Here is a 17,402-nt window from a genome sequence, read left to right as displayed (position 1 = left end):
GTCGTCGCCGCGGGATGACGGACGCGCGGAATTGGATTATTACTTGTGAGTAAAGTCACTGGATTTTCGTGCGCCCATGGCCCATCATTGCTCTGATAGCAGCAAGCAAGCCCGGAGACATTCATGCGAAACGCCTCGGCTCTGTCCCGCTTCGTCGCAACGATGATCGCCGTAGGCGTAGTTCTTGGCGGCTGCGGGCAGACCTCTTCACCTGCGCCTGACGCAGGCTCTTTCGGCGCGGGCTCGTCCAGCGCCGGTTCCTCCGGCGCCGGATCTTCCGCCGGCTCCAATGGCGCCGGCATGCCGGTGGCCGCTGGCTCTGCGGCGAAGACCCGGATCGGGGCCAGCATCGATCCCGCGAATCTGCCCGGCGGTTCGAGCTACCGCAATCCTGCCAACGGCCGCACCGAGATTATTGTCAAGGACACCAGCACTACCGCCGTGCTGATCGGCGACTCACAATCGGAACCGGCCTATGGCTGGCCCAGGCAGGGGCTGGCCGCGGCGGGGTACAAGGTCTTCTTCTGCGGCCGCGGCGGCACGGGCTTCGTGGCGTCGAACGGCACCACCGGCAACTACATCGATGCGCTCCAGCGCGGCGACTGGAAACTTCCGTACGGCACGCCCCCGCTCGTCGTGATCGAAGGCGGCGGGAACGACGCCGCGCGCGGCGCATCTGACGCGCAGATCGTCGCCAACGCCGAGCGGCTGATCACCAGCATCCAGCAGCGCTACCCCGCCGCCCGGGTGCTCATGGTCGGCACGCTTGCGCGCGGCGCCCACTACGGCGGCGGACGCCGCACCGAGGTAGACACGCTCCTCGGCCACGTTGCGGCCCGGCACGGACTGCCGTTCGTCAGCGCCGGAGACTGGCTTACCCGTTACAGCCTTACCGGCTCCATGGCGGACCGTGTCCACCTGAACAGGCAGGGCCACACGGCCCTCGGCGTCGTCTTCGGCAAGCAACTGGCGTCCATGGGACTTCAGTACCGGGCCCCCGGCACGCTCTCCGACTTATCCCGCTAGCGCCGGACCAGCCCAGCCGGCGCCGGACCAACCCAGCCGGACCAACCCAGCCGGACCAGCCGGCGAAGGAACCGCCGACGTCGGACAGCACCGGCACAGACGCCAGGCAGCCAAGCCCTGGGATCGTGGCCCGCACAGCAAGAGTCAACGCAGCGCCCCGCACAGCAAAGGAGCCGGTGTCCGCCCCCAACGGGTCGGACACCGGCTCCTTGCTGCTAACGACAGACTTGGTCAAGCCCTACGAAAAGCAGGCGCTCAGGCCACTTCCACTTCCGGCGGAAGCATGAGTCCCGCGCCGGGGATGGCGTTGAGCAGCGCCTTCGTGTACTCGCGCTGCGGCGACTCGAAGACGTCGTCCGTTGAACCCGTCTCCACCAGCTTGCCCTTCTCCATAACGCACACGTGGTCGGCGATCTGCCGGACCACTGCGAGGTCGTGCGTGATGAACAGGTAGGTCAGGCCGAGCCGGGACTGCAGTTCGGCGAGCAGGTTCAGCACCTGGGCCTGCACCAGCACATCCAGTGCCGACACGGCCTCGTCGCAGATGATCACTTCGGGGTCCAGGGCCAGGGCGCGGGCGATCGCGACACGCTGGCGCTGGCCGCCGGAGAGCTCATTCGGGTACCGCTGCATGGTGGACTGCGGCAGCGCCACCTGGTCCAGCAGTTCCCGGACCTTCTTCTCGCGGCTGGCCTTGTCCCCGATCTTGTGGGTCCGCAGCGGCTCCTCGATGGTCCTGAAGATGTTGTACATCGGGTCCAGGGAACCGTACGGGTCCTGGAAGATCGGCTGCACGCGGCGCCTGAAGGCGAAGATCTCCTTGCTGTTCAGCGTGGAGGTGTCCACGCCGTCGAAGATGATCTTGCCGGAGGTCGGCGTCAGGAGGTTCAGGACCATCTGGGCCACGGTGGACTTGCCGGAGCCCGACTCCCCCACGATCGCCGTCGTGGTTCCCCGCTTGACATTGAAGGAGACGTCGTCGACGGCGGTGAAGTCCAAGGACTTGCCCAGGCCCGAGCGCAGCTTGAAGACCTTTCGCAGGTTCTGGATCTGCAGGACGTCATCGGTCTTGGACGGTTCAACCACACCGGTCTCGGTCGGGGCGAGCATGTCGTCGGTTTCCACGCCCAGTTCCTTGGCGGCCTGGATGCGCCGGGACGCCAGCGACGGCGCCGAGGCGACCAGCCGCTGGGTGTAGGGGTGCTGCGGGTTCTGCAGCAGCTCCAGCGAGGGCCCGGACTCGACAACCTGGCCGCGGTACATGACCACTACCTGGTCGGCGCGCTCGGCGGCGAGGCCGAGGTCGTGGGTGATCAGCAGCACTGCGGTGCCCAGTTCCGTGGTCATCTTGTCCAGGTGATCGAGGATCTGGCGCTGCACGGTGACATCGAGAGCCGACGTCGGCTCGTCCGCGATGAGCAGGCGCGGCTGGCAGGAGAGCCCGATCGCGATCAGCGCGCGCTGGCGCATGCCGCCGGAGAACTCGTGCGGGTACTGCTTGGCCCGGCTGGCGGCGTCCGGCAGCCCGGCCTGCGACAGGACCTTTGCGACGTCGTCGGGGCCGCTGGGCAGGCCGTTGGCCTTCAGCGTCTCGCGGACCTGGTCGCCGATCTTCCACACCGGGTTGAGGTTGGACATCGGGTCCTGCGGGACCATGCCGATGCTGTTGCCGCGCAGTTCGATCATCCGCTTTTCGCTGGCGTTGGAGATGTCCTCGCCGTCGAAGAAGATCTGGCCCGCGGTGACGCGGCCGTTGCCCGGCAGCAGGCCGATGGCCGCCAGCGCGGTGGTGGACTTGCCGGAGCCCGACTCGCCCACAATCGCGACGGTTTCGCCCGGCATGATGGTGAGGTGGGCGTTGCGGACGGCGTTGACCGGGCCGTTGCTGGTGGTGAAACCGATGGCGAGGTCCTTGATTTCCAGCAGCGGACGCTCGGTGGCGTACTCCGCCTCCTGGAATCCAACAGAGGCGCTCATGGTGTCCCCTTTCATCGCTTGCGCGCTTTGGGATCGAGGGCATCACGCAGGGCGTCGCCCAGCATGATGAAGCTCAGGACGGTGATGGACAGGGCGATGGCCGGGTAGAGCAGCGGCATCGGGTTGGACCGGAGCGAGGCCTGCGCCGCCTGGATGTCGTTGCCCCAGGACATGACGCTGGGCGGCAGCCCGATGCCGAGGAAGGACAGCGTGGATTCGGCCACGATGAACGTGCCCAGGGAGATGGTGGCCACGACGATGATCGGGGCCAGCGAGTTCGGCAGGACGTGGCGCATGAGGGCACCGAACTTCGAGACGCCCAGGGACCGGGCGGCCGTGACGAAGTCGGCATTGCGGACCTCGATGACGGCGCCGCGGGTGATGCGTGCGATCTGTGGCCAGCCGAAGGCAACCAGGATGACCACCAGCGTCCAGACCGTACGGTTGGTACGGAACATCGGCAGCTGCATGAGCACGATCGCGCCCAGGATCAGGGGCAGGGCGAAGAAGATGTCATTGATGCGGGCAAGGATGGAGTCGATCCAGCCGCCGTAGTAACCGGCCACCGCGCCCAGGATCCCGCCAATCAGCAGCACCCCGATGGTGGTGAAGAGGCCCACGGTCACCGAGGACCGCGTACCGAAGATGACGCGGGCGTAGACGTCGCAGCCGAGCTGGGTAAAGCCCAGCGGGTGGCCTGCGGCGGGGCCGGCGTCGGAGTTGGCCAGCTGGCATGCCTCCGAGGACGGGTCAATCGGGGAGAAGAGGCCCGGGAAGAGGGAGACGGCCACGACCACCAGGATCAGGAATGCGGAGATGAGGAAGAGCGGCTGCTTGCGCAGGTTCTTCCAGGCCTCGCCCCAAAGGCTCAGCGGTGCGGCTTCGTCCTTGACCCGGTCCGTTACCTGGAGCGGGGTCTCGGAAACATCGGCCACGAAGTGCTCGGACCGGCGGACCGGACGGGTGCCGGCGGCGTGGCGTGCGGTAGTGGTGGTGTTATCAGGAGTCATAACGGATCCTCGGGTCAAGCCAGCCGTAAAGCAGGTCAACGAGCAGGTTGGACAGGCAGTAGATCAGCACCAGGACGGTGACGATCGAGACCACCGTGGGCCCTTCACCGGACAGCACGGCCCGGTAGAGCCGGTTGCCGACGCCCGGGACGTTGAAGATGCCTTCCGTGACGATTGCGCCGCCCATCAGGGCGCCGAGGTCGGCACCAAGGAAGGTGATGACGGGAATCAGGGAGTTGCGCAGGATGTGGGTGCGGACCACCTGGAACCGGGAGAGGCCCTTGGCGGTGGCGGTGCGCACGTAGTCGGCGTTCATGTTTTCGATGACGGACGTGCGGGTCAGGCGCAGGACATAGGCGAAGGATCCCAGGCCGAGCACGATCGCCGGCAGGATGAGGTCCGGGACGGTCGCGGCGGAACTGACGGTCGGTTTGGCCCAGCCGAGCTGGACGCCGATGGTGAACTGCAGCAGGAAGCCCAGAACGAAGATCGGGATACCGATCACGATCAGGGAAGCGACCAGTACCGTGGCGTCAAAGAGCTTGCCCTTGCGCAGGCCTGCGATCAGGCCAAAGATGATGCCAAAAAATGCCTCGAAGATCAGGGCCATGATGGCCAGACGCGCCGTGACGGGGAAGACCTCGCCAAGCACGGCCGCGATGGGGCGTCCGGAGAAGTCCTGGCCGAGGTCGAACGTGAAGATGCTCTTGAGGTAGAGCAGGTATTGCATCCAGAACGGCTGGTCCAGGTGGTACTGCATACGCAGCTTGGCTGCCACGGCCTCGTTCACCGGCTTGTCGCCGAACAGTGCCACGATGGGGTCTCCGGGCAGGCTGAAGACCAGGAAGTAGACCAGCAGTGTTGCGCCCAGGAAGACGGGAATCAATTGCAGGAAACGCTTGAGGATGTATGTCGACATCAGCGAGTCACACCCTCGTTGGCAGGCATCCTGTCCAGGGATGCGGCGGAGTTGTTCATCAAAGAACCTTTTCACTATGGATGCAGGCCGGCGCCGGTTCACTCACGGCGGCAGGGCTGCGAAAAGTTCGCCCGAAGTGCCGGGCATAAAGAAAATAAATTGAAGGGAAAACACGACGACGGCGGAGGCCCCAGTAAGGGCGGCCCCCGCCGTCGCTTAGTTGTTACTTACCGGTGACGTTGTAGTACAGCGGGACGCCGTCCCAGCCGTAGTCAACGTTGGTGACCTTGTCGCTCCAGCCGCCCTGGGCAACCTGGTACCACAGGGGGATGGCCGGCAGGTCCTGGAGAAGGATCTCCTGGGCCTTGTTCATGGCCTTGTTGCCGTCGCTGACCGAGGAGGCGTTCAGGCCGTCGGAGATGGCCTTGTCGAACGTCGGGTTGGCGTAGTTAGCGTCGTTGGAGCCGGCACCGGTCTTGTAGATCGGGCCGAGGAAGTTGTACAGCGACGGGTAGTCTGCCTGCCAGCCGGCGCGGATGGAGCCGGTGAGGGTCTTGGCGGTAGCGTCGTTGCGGGCTTCCTTGAAGGTGGCGTACGGCTTGCCTTCAACCTTGATGCCGAGCGTGTTCTTGAGCTGGTTGACCACTGCTTCAACCCAGGCCTTGTGTCCGCCCTTGTCGGCGTTGTAGGCGATGGTGAAGGTCTCGTTGGCGTCCCACTTCTGGATCGCGTCGGCCTTGGTCCAGGCTTCCTTGGCCTTGGTGGCGTCAAACTTGAGGTTATCGGCACCGGCGACCGCGTCGCTGTAGCCGTCAAGCACGGGAGCCGTGAAGTCCTTGGCAGGCTGGCGTGCACCGTTGAAGATCACCTTGGTGATCTCATCGCGGTTGATGGCCATGGAGATGGCCTGGCGACGGAGCTTGCCGGCCTCGCCGCTCCACTCCGGCAGGTATTCCGGGATGGCGATGGTCTGGTTGCCTGCGTACGGCTTGTTGATGGTGCGGTCGCCGAGGTCAGACTTGAAGTTCTTCAGAGCGCTGGTCGGAATCGTCTGCAGGATGTCCAGGTTGTTGGACATCAGGTCCTGGTACGCCGAGTCGTCGTTCTGGTAGATCTTGAAGGTCACGCCGGCGTTCTTGGCCTTGCGCGGGCCGTTGTAGTCCGGGTTCGGAACGAGCTGGATCTGCACGTTGTGCTGCCAGCCGCCGTCCGCAAGCTTGTACGGGCCGTTGCCGACCGGCTTCTCGCCGAAGCCCTTCGGGTCCTTCAGCGCGCCGGAGGGAACCGGAACAAACGCGGTGTATCCCAGGCGAAGCGGCCAGTCAGATTCCGGCTGCTTCAGTTCGACGGTGAACGTCTGGTCGTCAACGACCTTCAGGCCGGACATGGTGTCGACGGTGGAGCCTTCTGCGCTGGCTTCGTCGTAGCCCTTGATGCTTTCGAAGAAGCCTCCGCTGAGCTGAGCGTTCTTGGCTGCTGCACCGAAGTTCCAGGAATCGACGAAGGTCTTGGCCGTGATGGCCTCGCCGTTCGTGAACTTCTGGTCCTTCTTGACCTTGATGGTGAAGTGCTGGCCGTCCTTGCCCTCGATGGACTCGGCGAGTTCGTTGACCGGCTTGCCGCTGGGGTCGTAGCTGACCAGGCCCGCGAAGATCATGTCGATGACCTTGCCGCCACCGACCTCGTTGGTGTCGGCCGGCATGAGGGGACGCTGGGGTTCGGAGCCATCGGCGAGGATCACTTTGGTGGTGTCTCCGCCGGTACTGCCGCTACCGGTTGCGGAGCCGCTGGCACCGCATCCGGTCAGGGCGAGGGCGGCGATAGCCACCATGCCCAGTGCTTTGGAAGTGCGCGAAAAACGCATTCCGCCTCCTATGAGTTGTGGGAGTTCGTGAGGGAAAAACTTATGCTTCCCCGTAAGCAGGCACAGGGGTATCCCCTGTGACGTGCTTCATATGGAAGTAGCCTAGCCCTTAACTGTCCAAATGTTGGAACTCCGTTGCCAAACCGTGACTCGACAATTTCATGACGGTTAACGTCAAGCGCGACGTATTTCAAGTCACACGCTACCGGCTGGTAGTATACGCCCGCGTGTGATCCCGGTTACCCTCAATTAACTGGAATTTGTGCCCGGAATGGGCCGGGGGCCCTGCGGGGGACCGCCGGCGGAGCCCGCCGGCAGTACCTCCGCAGGACCCCCGAAGGACCCGCTTTAAACCCTCTCAGTGGGCTCCCGGTCAGCAAGCCCCGTCAGCAAACCCGCCGCAGGCTCCGTCAGCTGGCGCCGGAAAGCAGTTGTGCGCGCAGTTCGCGGCGCTCCCGCTGCTTGTCCGGGTCCGGCAGCGGAACTGCCGCCAGGAGCCGCTGGGTGTAGGGCTCCTGCGGGTTGCGGAGGATCTGGTCCCGGGTCCCCTGTTCCACGATCCTGCCGCGCTGCATGACGCAGATCCTGTCCGCGAGCACGTCCACCACCGCGAGGTCGTGGGTGACGAACAGGCAGGCGAACCCCAGTTCCTTCTGCAGGTTCTGGAAGAGATCGAGCACCCTGGCCTGAACCGAGACATCCAGGGCAGAGGTGGGTTCGTCGGCGACCATCAGCTTCGGCTTGAGCGAGAGGGCGCGTGCGATCCCCACGCGCTGCTTCTGCCCGCCGGAGAGCTCGTGCGGGTAGCGGTTGCGGTAGTCCCGCGGGAGCTCCACCTGGTCCAGGAGTGCCTCGATCCGGTGCTGCAGTTCCGCGCCCTTCGCGACTCCGGACAGGAACATCGGCTCCCCGATGCTTTCCCCGATGGGCAGCCTCGGGTTCAGGGAGGACGACGGGTCCTGGAACACCATGCCGACGTGCCGGCGCATTTCCTGGAGCTGGCGGCCGTTCTTCTTGGCGGCGGAAATGTCCTGCCCCACGACCTTCATGGTGCCTGCTGCCACCGGGAGCAGGCCGACGGCGGCCCGGCCGATCGTGGTCTTGCCCGAACCCGACTCGCCGACAAGGCCTACCACCTGTCCGGGGTAGATGACCAGGTTGGCACCTTCCACGGCACGGAAGGCCGGCACCCGGCCCTGCTTCGGGTACTCGATGGCGACGTCGGTGAGCTCCAGGACCGGTTCGCCCTTCGGCTTGGCCGCCTCGGCCAAGGCCAGTGCGGCGGCGTTCGCCCGCTCCCGCCGGATCAGCTCGTCTTCCGGGATGGAGAGGATCTCGGCGTGGGTCGCGGCGGCGAGGGCGGCTGTGACGTCCACGTCCGCCACGGAATCCGAGCCGCCCTGGCCCAGGTGAGGGACCGCGGCCAGCAAGGCCTGGGTGTATTCGTGCTGCGGGTTGTGGAAGATCTGCGCTGCCGTCCCTGTTTCCACGATGAGGCCCTTGCGCATGACGGCGATCCGGTCGGCGAGGTCCGCCACCACCCCCATGTCGTGGGTGATGAGCACAATGGCGCTGTCCAGTTTGTTCCGCAGGTTGCGCATGAGGTCAAGGATCTCGGCCTGGACAGTCACGTCCAGGGCCGTGGTGGGCTCATCGGCAATGAGCAGCTTGGGGTCACAGGAGAGCGACTGGGCGATCATGGCGCGCTGGCGCTGGCCGCCGGAAAGCTGGTGCGGGTAGGACCGGAAGGCCTTTTCCGGATCGGGCAGTTCCACAAGTTCGAGCATGCGCAGGGCACGGAGTCGGGCTTCGTCCGGCGAAACCTCGTTGTGCAGGCGCACAGTTTCCACGATCTGGGCCCCGACGGTGTAGACCGGGTTCAGGGCCGTCATCGGCTCCTGGAAGATCACTGCAACGTCCTTGCCGCGCACGGCACGGATATTGGCCGCGTTGCTCCCCAAAAGTTCCCGGCCGGCGAGCTTGACACTTCCCGTCACACGGCTGTTACTGGGCAGCAGGCCCAGCAGCGCCATGGAACTGGCGCTTTTTCCGGACCCGGACTCCCCCACGATGGCGAGGACTTCACCGGCCCGGACCTCGTAGTTGAGTCCGATCGCGGCCGGAACCCATTTTTTGTCCACGCCGAAATCCACGCTGAGGTCCCGGACCTCCAGGACGGCGTCGCCTTTGCCGGGCGCGGGTGCTGCCGGCGGATCGAGGGTGATGAAGTCAGTCATGATGGGCTATCCTTCCGCCGGGCCGCCGGTGCACCGGGGATTAGTGCTGCGGCTCGGAATACTGAATTATTGGGGGCATGAGCTCTGCGCCGCATGCCGGAAATGTTGAAGTCTTCAAAGCACGCACGAACAAATGGTTCGCGTGGCTGTCCTGGGCGGTGGCCGGGTTCGGCGTCGTGGCAACGGTCGTCATGGCAGGTCCGGGGGCGCTGGCGGGCATCGCCCCGCTGGCCTTTGTTGCCTTCATGGGCTGGCTGCTGTTCTGGATGCCGTCCGTGGTGGTCCACGACGCCGGGGTCACCCTGGAAAATCCGTTCCGCTCGATCGAGGTCCCGTGGGCCGCGCTGGTGCACGTCGATACGCGCTTCGCGCTGACCCTGGTCACGGCCGGGAAGAGCTACACGTCCTGGGCAGCACCCGCCCCGGGCATCTGGGGCGGGCGCCACGCCCGCCCGGAAGATCTCCGCGGCCTGCCGGCCACCACGTACGGTCCCGGCAAGTCGGTCCGTCCCGGCGACCTGAAGACCACGGACTCCGGCCAGGCCGCCATGCTGGTGCGGGCCCGATGGCATGATCTGGTGGAGGGCGGGAAGCTCGACGACGGCGACGCCGCCAGCGCCGCCGTGACAGTCACGGTCCGCTGGGTGGCGATCGGCGCCGTCGTACTGCTCCTCGCGGCCAGCTACCTGGCGGTGACCGCCAGGTAGCGTGGTCCTGCACGGGGCCTGCATCTTAGAGGCCCTTTGATCCATCAGCCGGAGGCCCGGGCCGGAATCCCTCGGACCTGCTTTCCTCGGCTTCAGTTCCGTCGAGGTCCGTGAGGGCGCCTGCCTGCACCGCGGGGGCTGCCACGGCCTTGGCCTTTTTGGCGTTGAACTTCTTCTGCCGCGGGTCAAAGGCGTCCCGCAGGCCGTCGCCGATGAAGTTGATGCTGAGGCAGATGAGCACGATGAACAGGCCCGGGTACCAGAAGAGCCAGGGCCGGGTAGAGAAGGCCTGCTGGTTCTGGGAGATGAGCAGGCCCAGTGAGGTGTCCGGGGCATGGACGCCGACGCCGAGGTAGCTCAGCGCCGTTTCGGTGAGGATCGCGGCGGACATCGTCAGGGTCACGTTCACGATCAGCACTCCGACGGCGTTGGGCAGGATGTGCTTGAAGATGATCCTGGCGTTGCTGGCGCCCGAAATCCGGGCCGCATCCACGAACTCGCGTTCGCGCAGTGAAAGGAATTCGCCGCGCATCAGGCGGGCGAGGGCAACCCAGCTGATCAAGCCCAGGAAGATACCGAGGGCCAGGACGCCGTTGGTGCTGGCAAAGGAGGCGAACCAGCTTCCCTGGTCCCGGCGGCCCGCGAGCTGCGCCATGACGGCGGCCAGCAACAGTGCGGGAATGATGATGATGACGTCGGTCAGGCGCATCAGGATGGCTTCGGCCCAGCCCCGGAAGTAGCCGGAGATGGCCCCGACTACCACGCCGATCAGGCCGGCGAGGAGGCCGATCACGAGCATGATGGTGATGGACTGCTGCGCGCCGCGCATGGTCATGGCGAACAGGTCACGGCCGATCCGGTCCTGGCCGAACGGATGTTCGCCCCAGGCCAACGGCCACAATGAGGAGGTGGGTGCGCCGTCGTTGACCAGGGGTGAGACCTGCTCGTGGGTGTACTTCCACCAGCCTGGGATGCCCATGAAGCCCACGGAGGTGAAGGCCAGGATGAAAATGAAGGAGAACACCACGAGGCCGATGATGGCGCCGGAGTGTCCGAGGAACCGCTTTCGGACGATCTGGCCCTGGCTGAGGCCCTTGGCCTCGAGGACCGGCTCAATGCCGGCCGCGGGCGATGTCCGCGAGGCTGCATCTTCGGCCATGATGACTTCCTGCTGGCTTGGCTGGCTCATGATTTTACCCTTACGCGCGGATCCAGTGCGGAGTAGGCCAGGTCCGCGATGAGGTTGAAAACCATGGCCGTGATGGCGACGCAGATGAAGACGCCCATGACCGGGTTGGGATCGACGTGCGCGATCCCGTCCAGGAACAGGAAGCCCATGCCGCGGACCGAGAAGACGGTTTCGGTGATGACGGCACCGCCGATCAGTGCTCCGATGTCGAAGGCGACGATCGTGGCGATCGGGATCAGGGCGTTGCGGAAGGCGTGGCGCATGACGACGGTCCGCTCGCTCAGGCCCTTGGCCCGGGCCGTGCGGATGTAGTCCATGTTCATGATTTCCAGCATCGAGGAGCGGGTGAACCGAGTGTAGCTGGCCAGCGAAATGAGGATCAGGGCCACGGTGGGCAGGATCAGGTGGGTAAAGGAGTCGAGGCTCAGAACCCAGAAGTCACCCTCAATGTTCGGTGTAGTGGCACCGATGGTGGCGATGGGGCGGCCCCGCACACGGCTGTTGTTGAAGTAGGTCGGCCAGGCCTGCATGTACCGGTCCAGCAGAATCAGGAACCCGACCAGGAACGAGGTGATGGCTGCCGCCCGCATGGACTGCCCGCGGTCATAACCGCCCACCAGGTAGCCGATGCCCACGCCGATCAGGACAAAGGCGACCGCCAGCAGCACGATCATGATGAACGTGGCCTCGTTAAGCAGCGGCTGGAGGACGAAGTACAGAACGACGCCGACGCCGACGGCGATGAGGGCCGAGTGCAGGGCCTTGCGGTTTTTCAGTCCGGCGGAGAGCAGTGTCACGGCGAAGGCGATGCCGGCGCCGGCGATGGCGATGACCACAGGGCCCAGCCCCGGCGTCTTGAACCACTCGGTGGCGGAGAAGTAGATGAGCACCGCGGTGACGAAGGCGAAGGCGACCCCGCCGGCCAGGAGCCGGCGGCGCATCGCTCCACCCACCGCCACGGCTGTCACCGCGCCGACGACGACGGCGATGCCGAGCGCCGTCGTCAGCGGCACGTCGGGGTTTCGCAGGAAGTTGTTGAAGCCGATGGCGCCGAATTCCTTGAGCAGGACGGCGACCCAGAAGATCGGCAGGGAGAAGAACAGGAAGGCCATGAACGTGACACCGTAGTCCAGGGTGCTGTACTGCCGCAGGGCGGTGACGATGCCCAGGGTGATGCCGACAAGGATGGCGAGCACGGTGGCCGCGGTGACCAGGGTCAGGGTCTGGACGAGCGCGAAGCCGAGGGCCTCGGTGACGGGCTGGCCGGCGATGTTTTTCCCGAGGTCACAGGAGTTGGCGAACGGGATGAGGCACTGGACCGCGCCGCCGAACCATTTGAAATACCGCAGCGGGGCGGGGGTGTCCAGCTGCAGGAGCTCGGTCCTCGAATCGATGAGCTGCTGCTTCTGCGGCGAGTTGTTGGCGCGGAATTCCTCCAGGGGATCGCCGGACGCCGCTGTCAGGAGATACACGAAGTAGGACGCACCGAGAAGAATGAGGGCGGCAGTCACAAGCCGCCGGAAGATGTAGGTCACCATTGGAATAGAACCTCGGAATTCGGGCCCGGGGATTGCCCGGACCGGTCGCGGAGTTTGGCCGGTTCCCGCCGATGTGGCGGCGGGACCACGGCATCGCCAGGATATCGCCAGAAAGGCGTCGGGACCGAAGAACAGTGGTCCCGACGCCTTTCCAGCAGTGTTACTTAGGGTCGCGGGCTACTTCTGTGCCCATTCCCAGAAGTTCCACCAAACGCCGGTCTGGTTCGGCATGTACTTCACACCGGTGACGCGGTCGCTGTACGCGTCCACGCCAACCGACTGGAACAGCGGAAGGCCGTAGGCAGAATCCCAGATCTTCTTGTCGATCTGCGCAACGAGGCCGTCCTGCTTGCTCTTGTCGGTGGTGACAATCAGTTCGTCCATCAGCTTGTCGGCTTCGGGATCGCTGAACTGGTTGAAGTTGGAGTCGTTGCCGGACTTGAAGATCTGCGGAACGCCGGAGACACCGACGCCGGAGTTGCTCCAGCCGAAGATGGTGGCGTCGTAGCTGCCGTTTCCGAGGGCCTTGCCCCAGTCAGACTTGCCGAGGCCGCCGTCGACGATCTTGAAGCCGGCCTTGGTGGCGGACTCGCTGATCAGGGAGTAGGCGTCAACACGGTTGGGGTTGTCCTTGTTGTACATGATGCGAACTTCGGGGGTGGCACCGTTGAGGAGCTTCTTGGCGCCGTCGATGTCCACGCCCTGGTAGGCGGAGGAACCGTTGTTCTTGACGGAGTCGGCGTACGGCGCCTGGTCCGGCACGAACAGCTGGGAGTCAAGCGGTGCAGCCTTCGGATCAAGCTTCTTGACGATCTTGTCGACGATGTCCGCACGCGGGACGGCCTTCATGAACGCCTCGCGGACGTTCTTGTCGGCAAACGGGCCCGAGTAGTTCAGGTCGATGTGGTCGTAGGCAAGCTGGTTTCCGACGTCGACCGTCACGCCCTGGCTTTCGAGGGCCTTGAGCTGCTCCACGGTGTCGGCGGATGCCTGCGGGGCGATGATGTCGGCTTCGCCGTTCTTCAGTGCCTGGACCTGGGCCGGGGCCTCACCGATGTAGCGGACGGTGATTTCGTCCAGGTTGGCTTCCGGGCCCCAGTTGTAGTCCTTGTTCTTTACCATGGTCAGGGACTGGTCCTGGTTGACGCTCTTGACGATGAACGGGCCGTTGGAGAGGTAGAGGCTCGGGTCGGCCGGCAGGGTCTTGGTGTCAAAGCCGGTGTTCCACATGTCCGCCATGGCCTTCAGCTGCGCGTTGGCCGGCTTCGGGGCCTTGGAGTCGCCGCGCGGCATGCCCTTGAGCAGGTCGATGAACGCCTTGGTGTCGGCCAGGCCGGCCTTCTTGGCGAGGACGTGGGCCGGGATGTCGATGCCGGGGCCGCCGATGGCGATTTCCCAGTCCGCGAACGGCTTGGAGTACTTCAGCGTCATGCTGCGGCCATCGTCGCCGAGTTCCGGGAAGTCGGTGAGGCCAATGCCGGTGGGGTCACCGGCGTATGAGAAGTAGGACGTTCCGGTCTTCGCGGCCGCATCGGCGTCGTTGTAGTAGCCGGAGAAAGCGGCCCACTGCAGCACAAGGTCGGCTGCGGTGACGGGCGTTCCATCTGACCACTTCACGCCGTCGTTGATGGTGTATTTGACCGTCAGCGGATCGTCAGAGACCTTTTCCATCTTGCCGAACTTCTCGTTGCGGACAACGTTGAGCTTGTTGTCGATGTAGAAGAAGCCCGAGTGGGTGGCGTAACTGATCTTCGAGTTGATGTCAGTGTTTCCGTCAGCCGTGTTCGGGTTGAACGTGTTGAACGCGTTGACCTCTACTACGGTTGCCGATCCGCCTTGCTTGCTTGCTGCGGCCGCAGTGGTCGGGGTTGTCCCGCCGCTGTTGCCTGCGCAGGCGCTGAGGGCGATGGCAGCTGCTGCCGCCACGCCCACTGCTTTGGAAATACGACCCAAGCGCATTCCGCCTCCTTGTTTCTGTGGTGTGGGTGAGACCGGCGCCAAAGGCACCAGACAGACGTCCACACTCCCCCAGCGGCAGTGTGGCCCGTCTCACATGGCATGAAGCGTAATCCCCAAATGCCACTCGGAGCCACCAAAGTTGACTCACTGTAAAGTTCGTTACCGAGCTGCAACATTGGGCAAGTTCCGCAAGGCCAGCTTTCCACAAAAGCGTTGACGGCGGCGTAACAAAAGGATAAAAGAGCCGGACACAGGAAAAGGCCCCGATCCGAAAATCGGGGCCTCCAGTTAATCCTTAATTACTTGGCTGAATTACCGCTCCGCCGGGCGGTGAGCTGTTAGACGTTGAAGCGGAATTCGACCACGTCGCCGTCGGCCATGATGTATTCCTTGCCTTCGATCCTGACCTTGCCGCGGGCTTTCGCCTCAGCCATGGAGCCGGCCTCGATGAGGTCGTCGAACGAGACGACCTCGGCCTTGATGAAACCGCGCTGGAAATCGGAGTGGATCACGCCGGCCGCCTGCGGGGCGGTGTCGCCCTGGCGGATGGTCCATGCACGGGTTTCCTTGGGGCCGGCCGTGAGGTAGGTCTGCAGTCCCAAGGTGTGGAAGCCGACGCGGGCCAGCTGGTCCAGCCCGGATTCATCCTGGCCGTTCATTTCCAGCATTTCGCGGGCTTCCGCCTCGTCGAGCTCGACCAGGTCGGACTCGAGCTTGGCGTCCAGGAAGATGGCGTCAGCCGGGGCCACGAGGGCACGCAGTTCAGCCTGCTTCTCCGGGTTGCCGAGGATTCCCTCGTCGGCGTTGAAGACGTAGATGAAGGGCTTGGCCGTCAGCAGGCCGAGTTCCTTGAGGTGCTCCATCTCCAGCTTGTCGCTCTTGATGGAGGAGAAAATGGTGTCGCCGCGTTCCAGCACGGCCTGCGCCGCCAGTATGGCTGCCAGCTCGGCCGCCTCCCGCTTCTTGATCTTTACTTCTTTTTCGATCCTGGGGATGGCTTTTTCGATCGTCTGCAGATCGGCCAGGATCAGTTCGGTGTTGATTGTCTCCATGTCGGAGCTGGGATCGACCTTGCCGTCGACGTGGATGACGTCCGGGTCATCGAACACGCGCACAACCTGGGCGATGGCCTCGGCCTCGCGGATGTTGGCGAGGAACTGGTTGCCCAGGCCTTCGCCCTCGGAGGCGCCCTTGACGATGCCTGCGATGTCCACGAAGGACACGGCGGCGGGCAGCAGGCGCGCGGAGCCGAAGATGCCGGCGAGCTTTTCGAGCCGGGCGTCCGGCAGGTTCACGACGCCGATGTTGGGCTCGATCGTGGCGAACGGGTAGTTCGCCGCGAGGACCTGGTTGCGGGTCAGTGCGTTGAAAAGGGTTGATTTGCCGACGTTGGGCAGTCCGACGATGCCAATAGTAAGTGCCACGAGCATATATTCTACCCGCACCCGCGGGAGATCTTTGCGGCGGCCGGCACGGACCGGCGCGCAGGCCGGCGCCCAGACCTGTGCGCGGCCCTGTGCGCGGCCGGCAAGCAGGGCAGCGGCCGGAGCGTCGGCCCTTGCGTGTTCGGCGCGCTCCCGGGCGTCGAAGCCAAAACTGTCACAGGGGCATGCCAGAGTGAAGCCATGGATGCTTTTGCACTGATTCTCGCCCTGCTCATGTTGCTCACGGGCGCCGTTGCCGGCGCCGGGGCCGTCTATGTCCTGCTCCGCCGGCAAAATGTGGCCGTGGAACACGACTTCGACGCCGTCTCGGCCCGGCTGTCCGAGGTCAGCGCCCAATTCGCCGCCGCCGACGCCGAGAGGCGCCTTCTCGCGGCCCAGAACAGGGAGCTGGGCGAGTCACGGAACCAGGACGGCAGTGTGCTCCGGGCGCTGGCTCCGGTGGCGGAGAAACTTACGGCGGTGCAGCAACAGGTGTCGCTGCTCGAACGCGACCGGCTGGAACAGTACGGACAGCTCGCCCAGCAGCTGCAGGAGGCCCGGCTGTCCGACGAGCAGCTGCTGCGGTCCACCCATGCGCTGGAGTCCGCCCTGCGCTCCAACAGCGCCCGCGGGCAGTGGGGGGAGGTCCAGCTGCGCCGGGTGGTCGAGGCGGCAGGCATGCTGCGGCATGTGGATTTCCACGAACAGGTCCACAGCGGGCAGGCCCACGGCGCCGGCCCCGACGGCAGCCTCCGGCCCGACCTCGTGGTCCAGCTGCCCGGTGACAAGCAGCTCGTTGTCGACGCGAAGGTTCCCCTGGCTTCGTATCTGGCTGCCCAGGACCTTGGCGCAGCGCAGGCAGGCCAGCCGTCATCCCAGCTGCCCGGCAGCCAGCAGGTGCACTTGGCCGCCCATGCCAAGGCCCTCAAGGCCCACGTGGACGCGCTGGGCAGCAAGAAGTACTGGGACATCCCCGGCAATTCGCCGGAGCTGGTGGTTTGCTTCCTGCCGGCGGAGTCCATCCTGGCGGCCGCCCTCTCGGCGGACCCGGCACTGCTGGATTACGCGCTGTCCAAGAGCGTGGTCCTGGCTTCCCCCGGCACCTTGCTGGCGGTGCTCAAGTCGGTGGCGTTCACGTGGCGCCAGGACGTGCTGACGGACAGCGCCCGGGAACTCTTCGAGCTCGCGCGGCAGCTCTACGACCGGATGGGTACCCTCGGCGAGAACGTCACCAAGCTGGGGTCCTCGCTGAAGACCTCGGTGGAGCGGTACAACTCGATGGTCGGGACCCTGGAGGCCAGGGTCCTGCCCACAGCGAGGAAGCTCAACGCCCTGGAAGCCGCCGGCCTGGCCACTCCCCCAGCAGTCGAGGTGGCGCCGCGGGCGGTCGCGGCCCCGGAGCTGCAATCCCGTGACGAGACCGAAGAGTCCGCGGCCTAGGACTGATCAGGTCCGACGGTTCTGTGCACGGGGCTGTTCTGTGCACGGGGCTGTTCAGTGCACAGGGCTGTTCAGTGCACGGGCTGAACCGGCCGAGGACGGTTCAGCCCCT

The 17,402-nt window shown here is 65.1% G+C and carries 12 protein-coding genes; 3 read left to right on the top strand and 9 right to left on the bottom strand.

The window, feature by feature from the left end; translation table 11 throughout:
• Positions 1-123: 123 nt before the first annotated feature.
• Positions 124-1,026 (top strand): SGNH/GDSL hydrolase family protein, encoded by a 903-nt coding sequence (locus AC1DDO_RS09915; protein WP_476869487.1) that lies wholly within the window; start codon positions 124-126, stop codon positions 1,024-1,026.
• 255 nt (positions 1,027-1,281) lie between these two features.
• Here the strand turns inward: AC1DDO_RS09915 and AC1DDO_RS09910 are convergent, their stop codons facing one another.
• The 5 genes from AC1DDO_RS09910 to AC1DDO_RS09890 form a co-directional block, all read right to left on the bottom strand.
• Positions 1,282-3,003 carry a dipeptide ABC transporter ATP-binding protein gene (locus tag AC1DDO_RS09910; protein WP_441407330.1) on the bottom strand — a complete coding sequence of 574 codons (1,722 nt, stop codon included), beginning with the start codon at positions 3,001-3,003 and terminating at the stop codon, positions 1,282-1,284.
• An 11-nt stretch (positions 3,004-3,014) separates the two neighbouring features.
• The gene (locus AC1DDO_RS09905) at positions 3,015-4,013 is read right to left on the bottom strand and encodes an ABC transporter permease (RefSeq protein WP_476971796.1); all 999 of its coding nucleotides are present in this window, start codon (positions 4,011-4,013) and stop codon (positions 3,015-3,017) included.
• Entirely contained in the window at positions 4,003-4,932 is a 930-nt protein-coding gene (locus AC1DDO_RS09900) for an ABC transporter permease (RefSeq protein ID WP_476869489.1), read from the bottom strand. Before AC1DDO_RS09900 ends, AC1DDO_RS09905 begins: the two co-directional genes overlap by 11 nt.
• A gap of 223 nt (positions 4,933-5,155) precedes the next feature.
• Positions 5,156-6,796 (bottom strand): peptide ABC transporter substrate-binding protein, encoded by a 1,641-nt coding sequence (locus AC1DDO_RS09895; protein WP_441407327.1) that lies wholly within the window; start codon positions 6,794-6,796, stop codon positions 5,156-5,158.
• 410 nt (positions 6,797-7,206) lie between these two features.
• Complete coding sequence (locus tag AC1DDO_RS09890) at positions 7,207-9,033, bottom strand: ABC transporter ATP-binding protein (protein WP_476971795.1); 1,827 nt, start codon at positions 9,031-9,033, stop codon at positions 7,207-7,209.
• Positions 9,034-9,110: 77 nt separating this feature from the next.
• On the opposite strand from AC1DDO_RS09890, the gene AC1DDO_RS09885 reads away from it, so the two are divergent.
• Positions 9,111-9,740: a PH domain-containing protein gene (locus AC1DDO_RS09885; protein WP_476971794.1), complete on the top strand. Its 630-nt coding sequence runs from the start codon at positions 9,111-9,113 to the stop codon at positions 9,738-9,740.
• A 25-nt stretch (positions 9,741-9,765) separates the two neighbouring features.
• Here AC1DDO_RS09885 and AC1DDO_RS09880 read toward each other — a convergent pair whose 3' ends face one another.
• The 4 genes from AC1DDO_RS09880 to ychF form a co-directional block, all read right to left on the bottom strand.
• Positions 9,766-10,899, bottom strand: a complete 1,134-nt coding sequence (locus AC1DDO_RS09880; RefSeq protein ID WP_476971848.1) for an ABC transporter permease — start codon at positions 10,897-10,899, stop codon at positions 9,766-9,768.
• A gap of 26 nt (positions 10,900-10,925) precedes the next feature.
• Entirely contained in the window at positions 10,926-12,467 is a 1,542-nt protein-coding gene (locus AC1DDO_RS09875) for an ABC transporter permease (protein ID WP_476971793.1), read from the bottom strand.
• A 177-nt stretch (positions 12,468-12,644) separates the two neighbouring features.
• Positions 12,645-14,426 (bottom strand): ABC transporter family substrate-binding protein, encoded by a 1,782-nt coding sequence (locus tag AC1DDO_RS09870; protein ID WP_441407323.1) that lies wholly within the window; start codon positions 14,424-14,426, stop codon positions 12,645-12,647.
• 338 nt (positions 14,427-14,764) lie between these two features.
• The gene (gene ychF / locus AC1DDO_RS09865) at positions 14,765-15,850 is read right to left on the bottom strand and encodes a redox-regulated ATPase YchF (RefSeq protein ID WP_441407322.1); all 1,086 of its coding nucleotides are present in this window, start codon (positions 15,848-15,850) and stop codon (positions 14,765-14,767) included.
• Positions 15,851-16,051: 201 nt separating this feature from the next.
• Here ychF and AC1DDO_RS09860 point away from each other — a divergent pair, with 201 nt between their 5' ends.
• Positions 16,052-17,290: a DNA recombination protein RmuC gene (locus tag AC1DDO_RS09860; protein ID WP_476866574.1), complete on the top strand. Its 1,239-nt coding sequence runs from the start codon at positions 16,052-16,054 to the stop codon at positions 17,288-17,290.
• Positions 17,291-17,402: the final 112 nt, after the last annotated feature.

This window comes from Arthrobacter sp. 10N43, from assembly GCF_056394525.1.
This window is presented reverse-complemented; position numbering and strand designations above follow the sequence as displayed.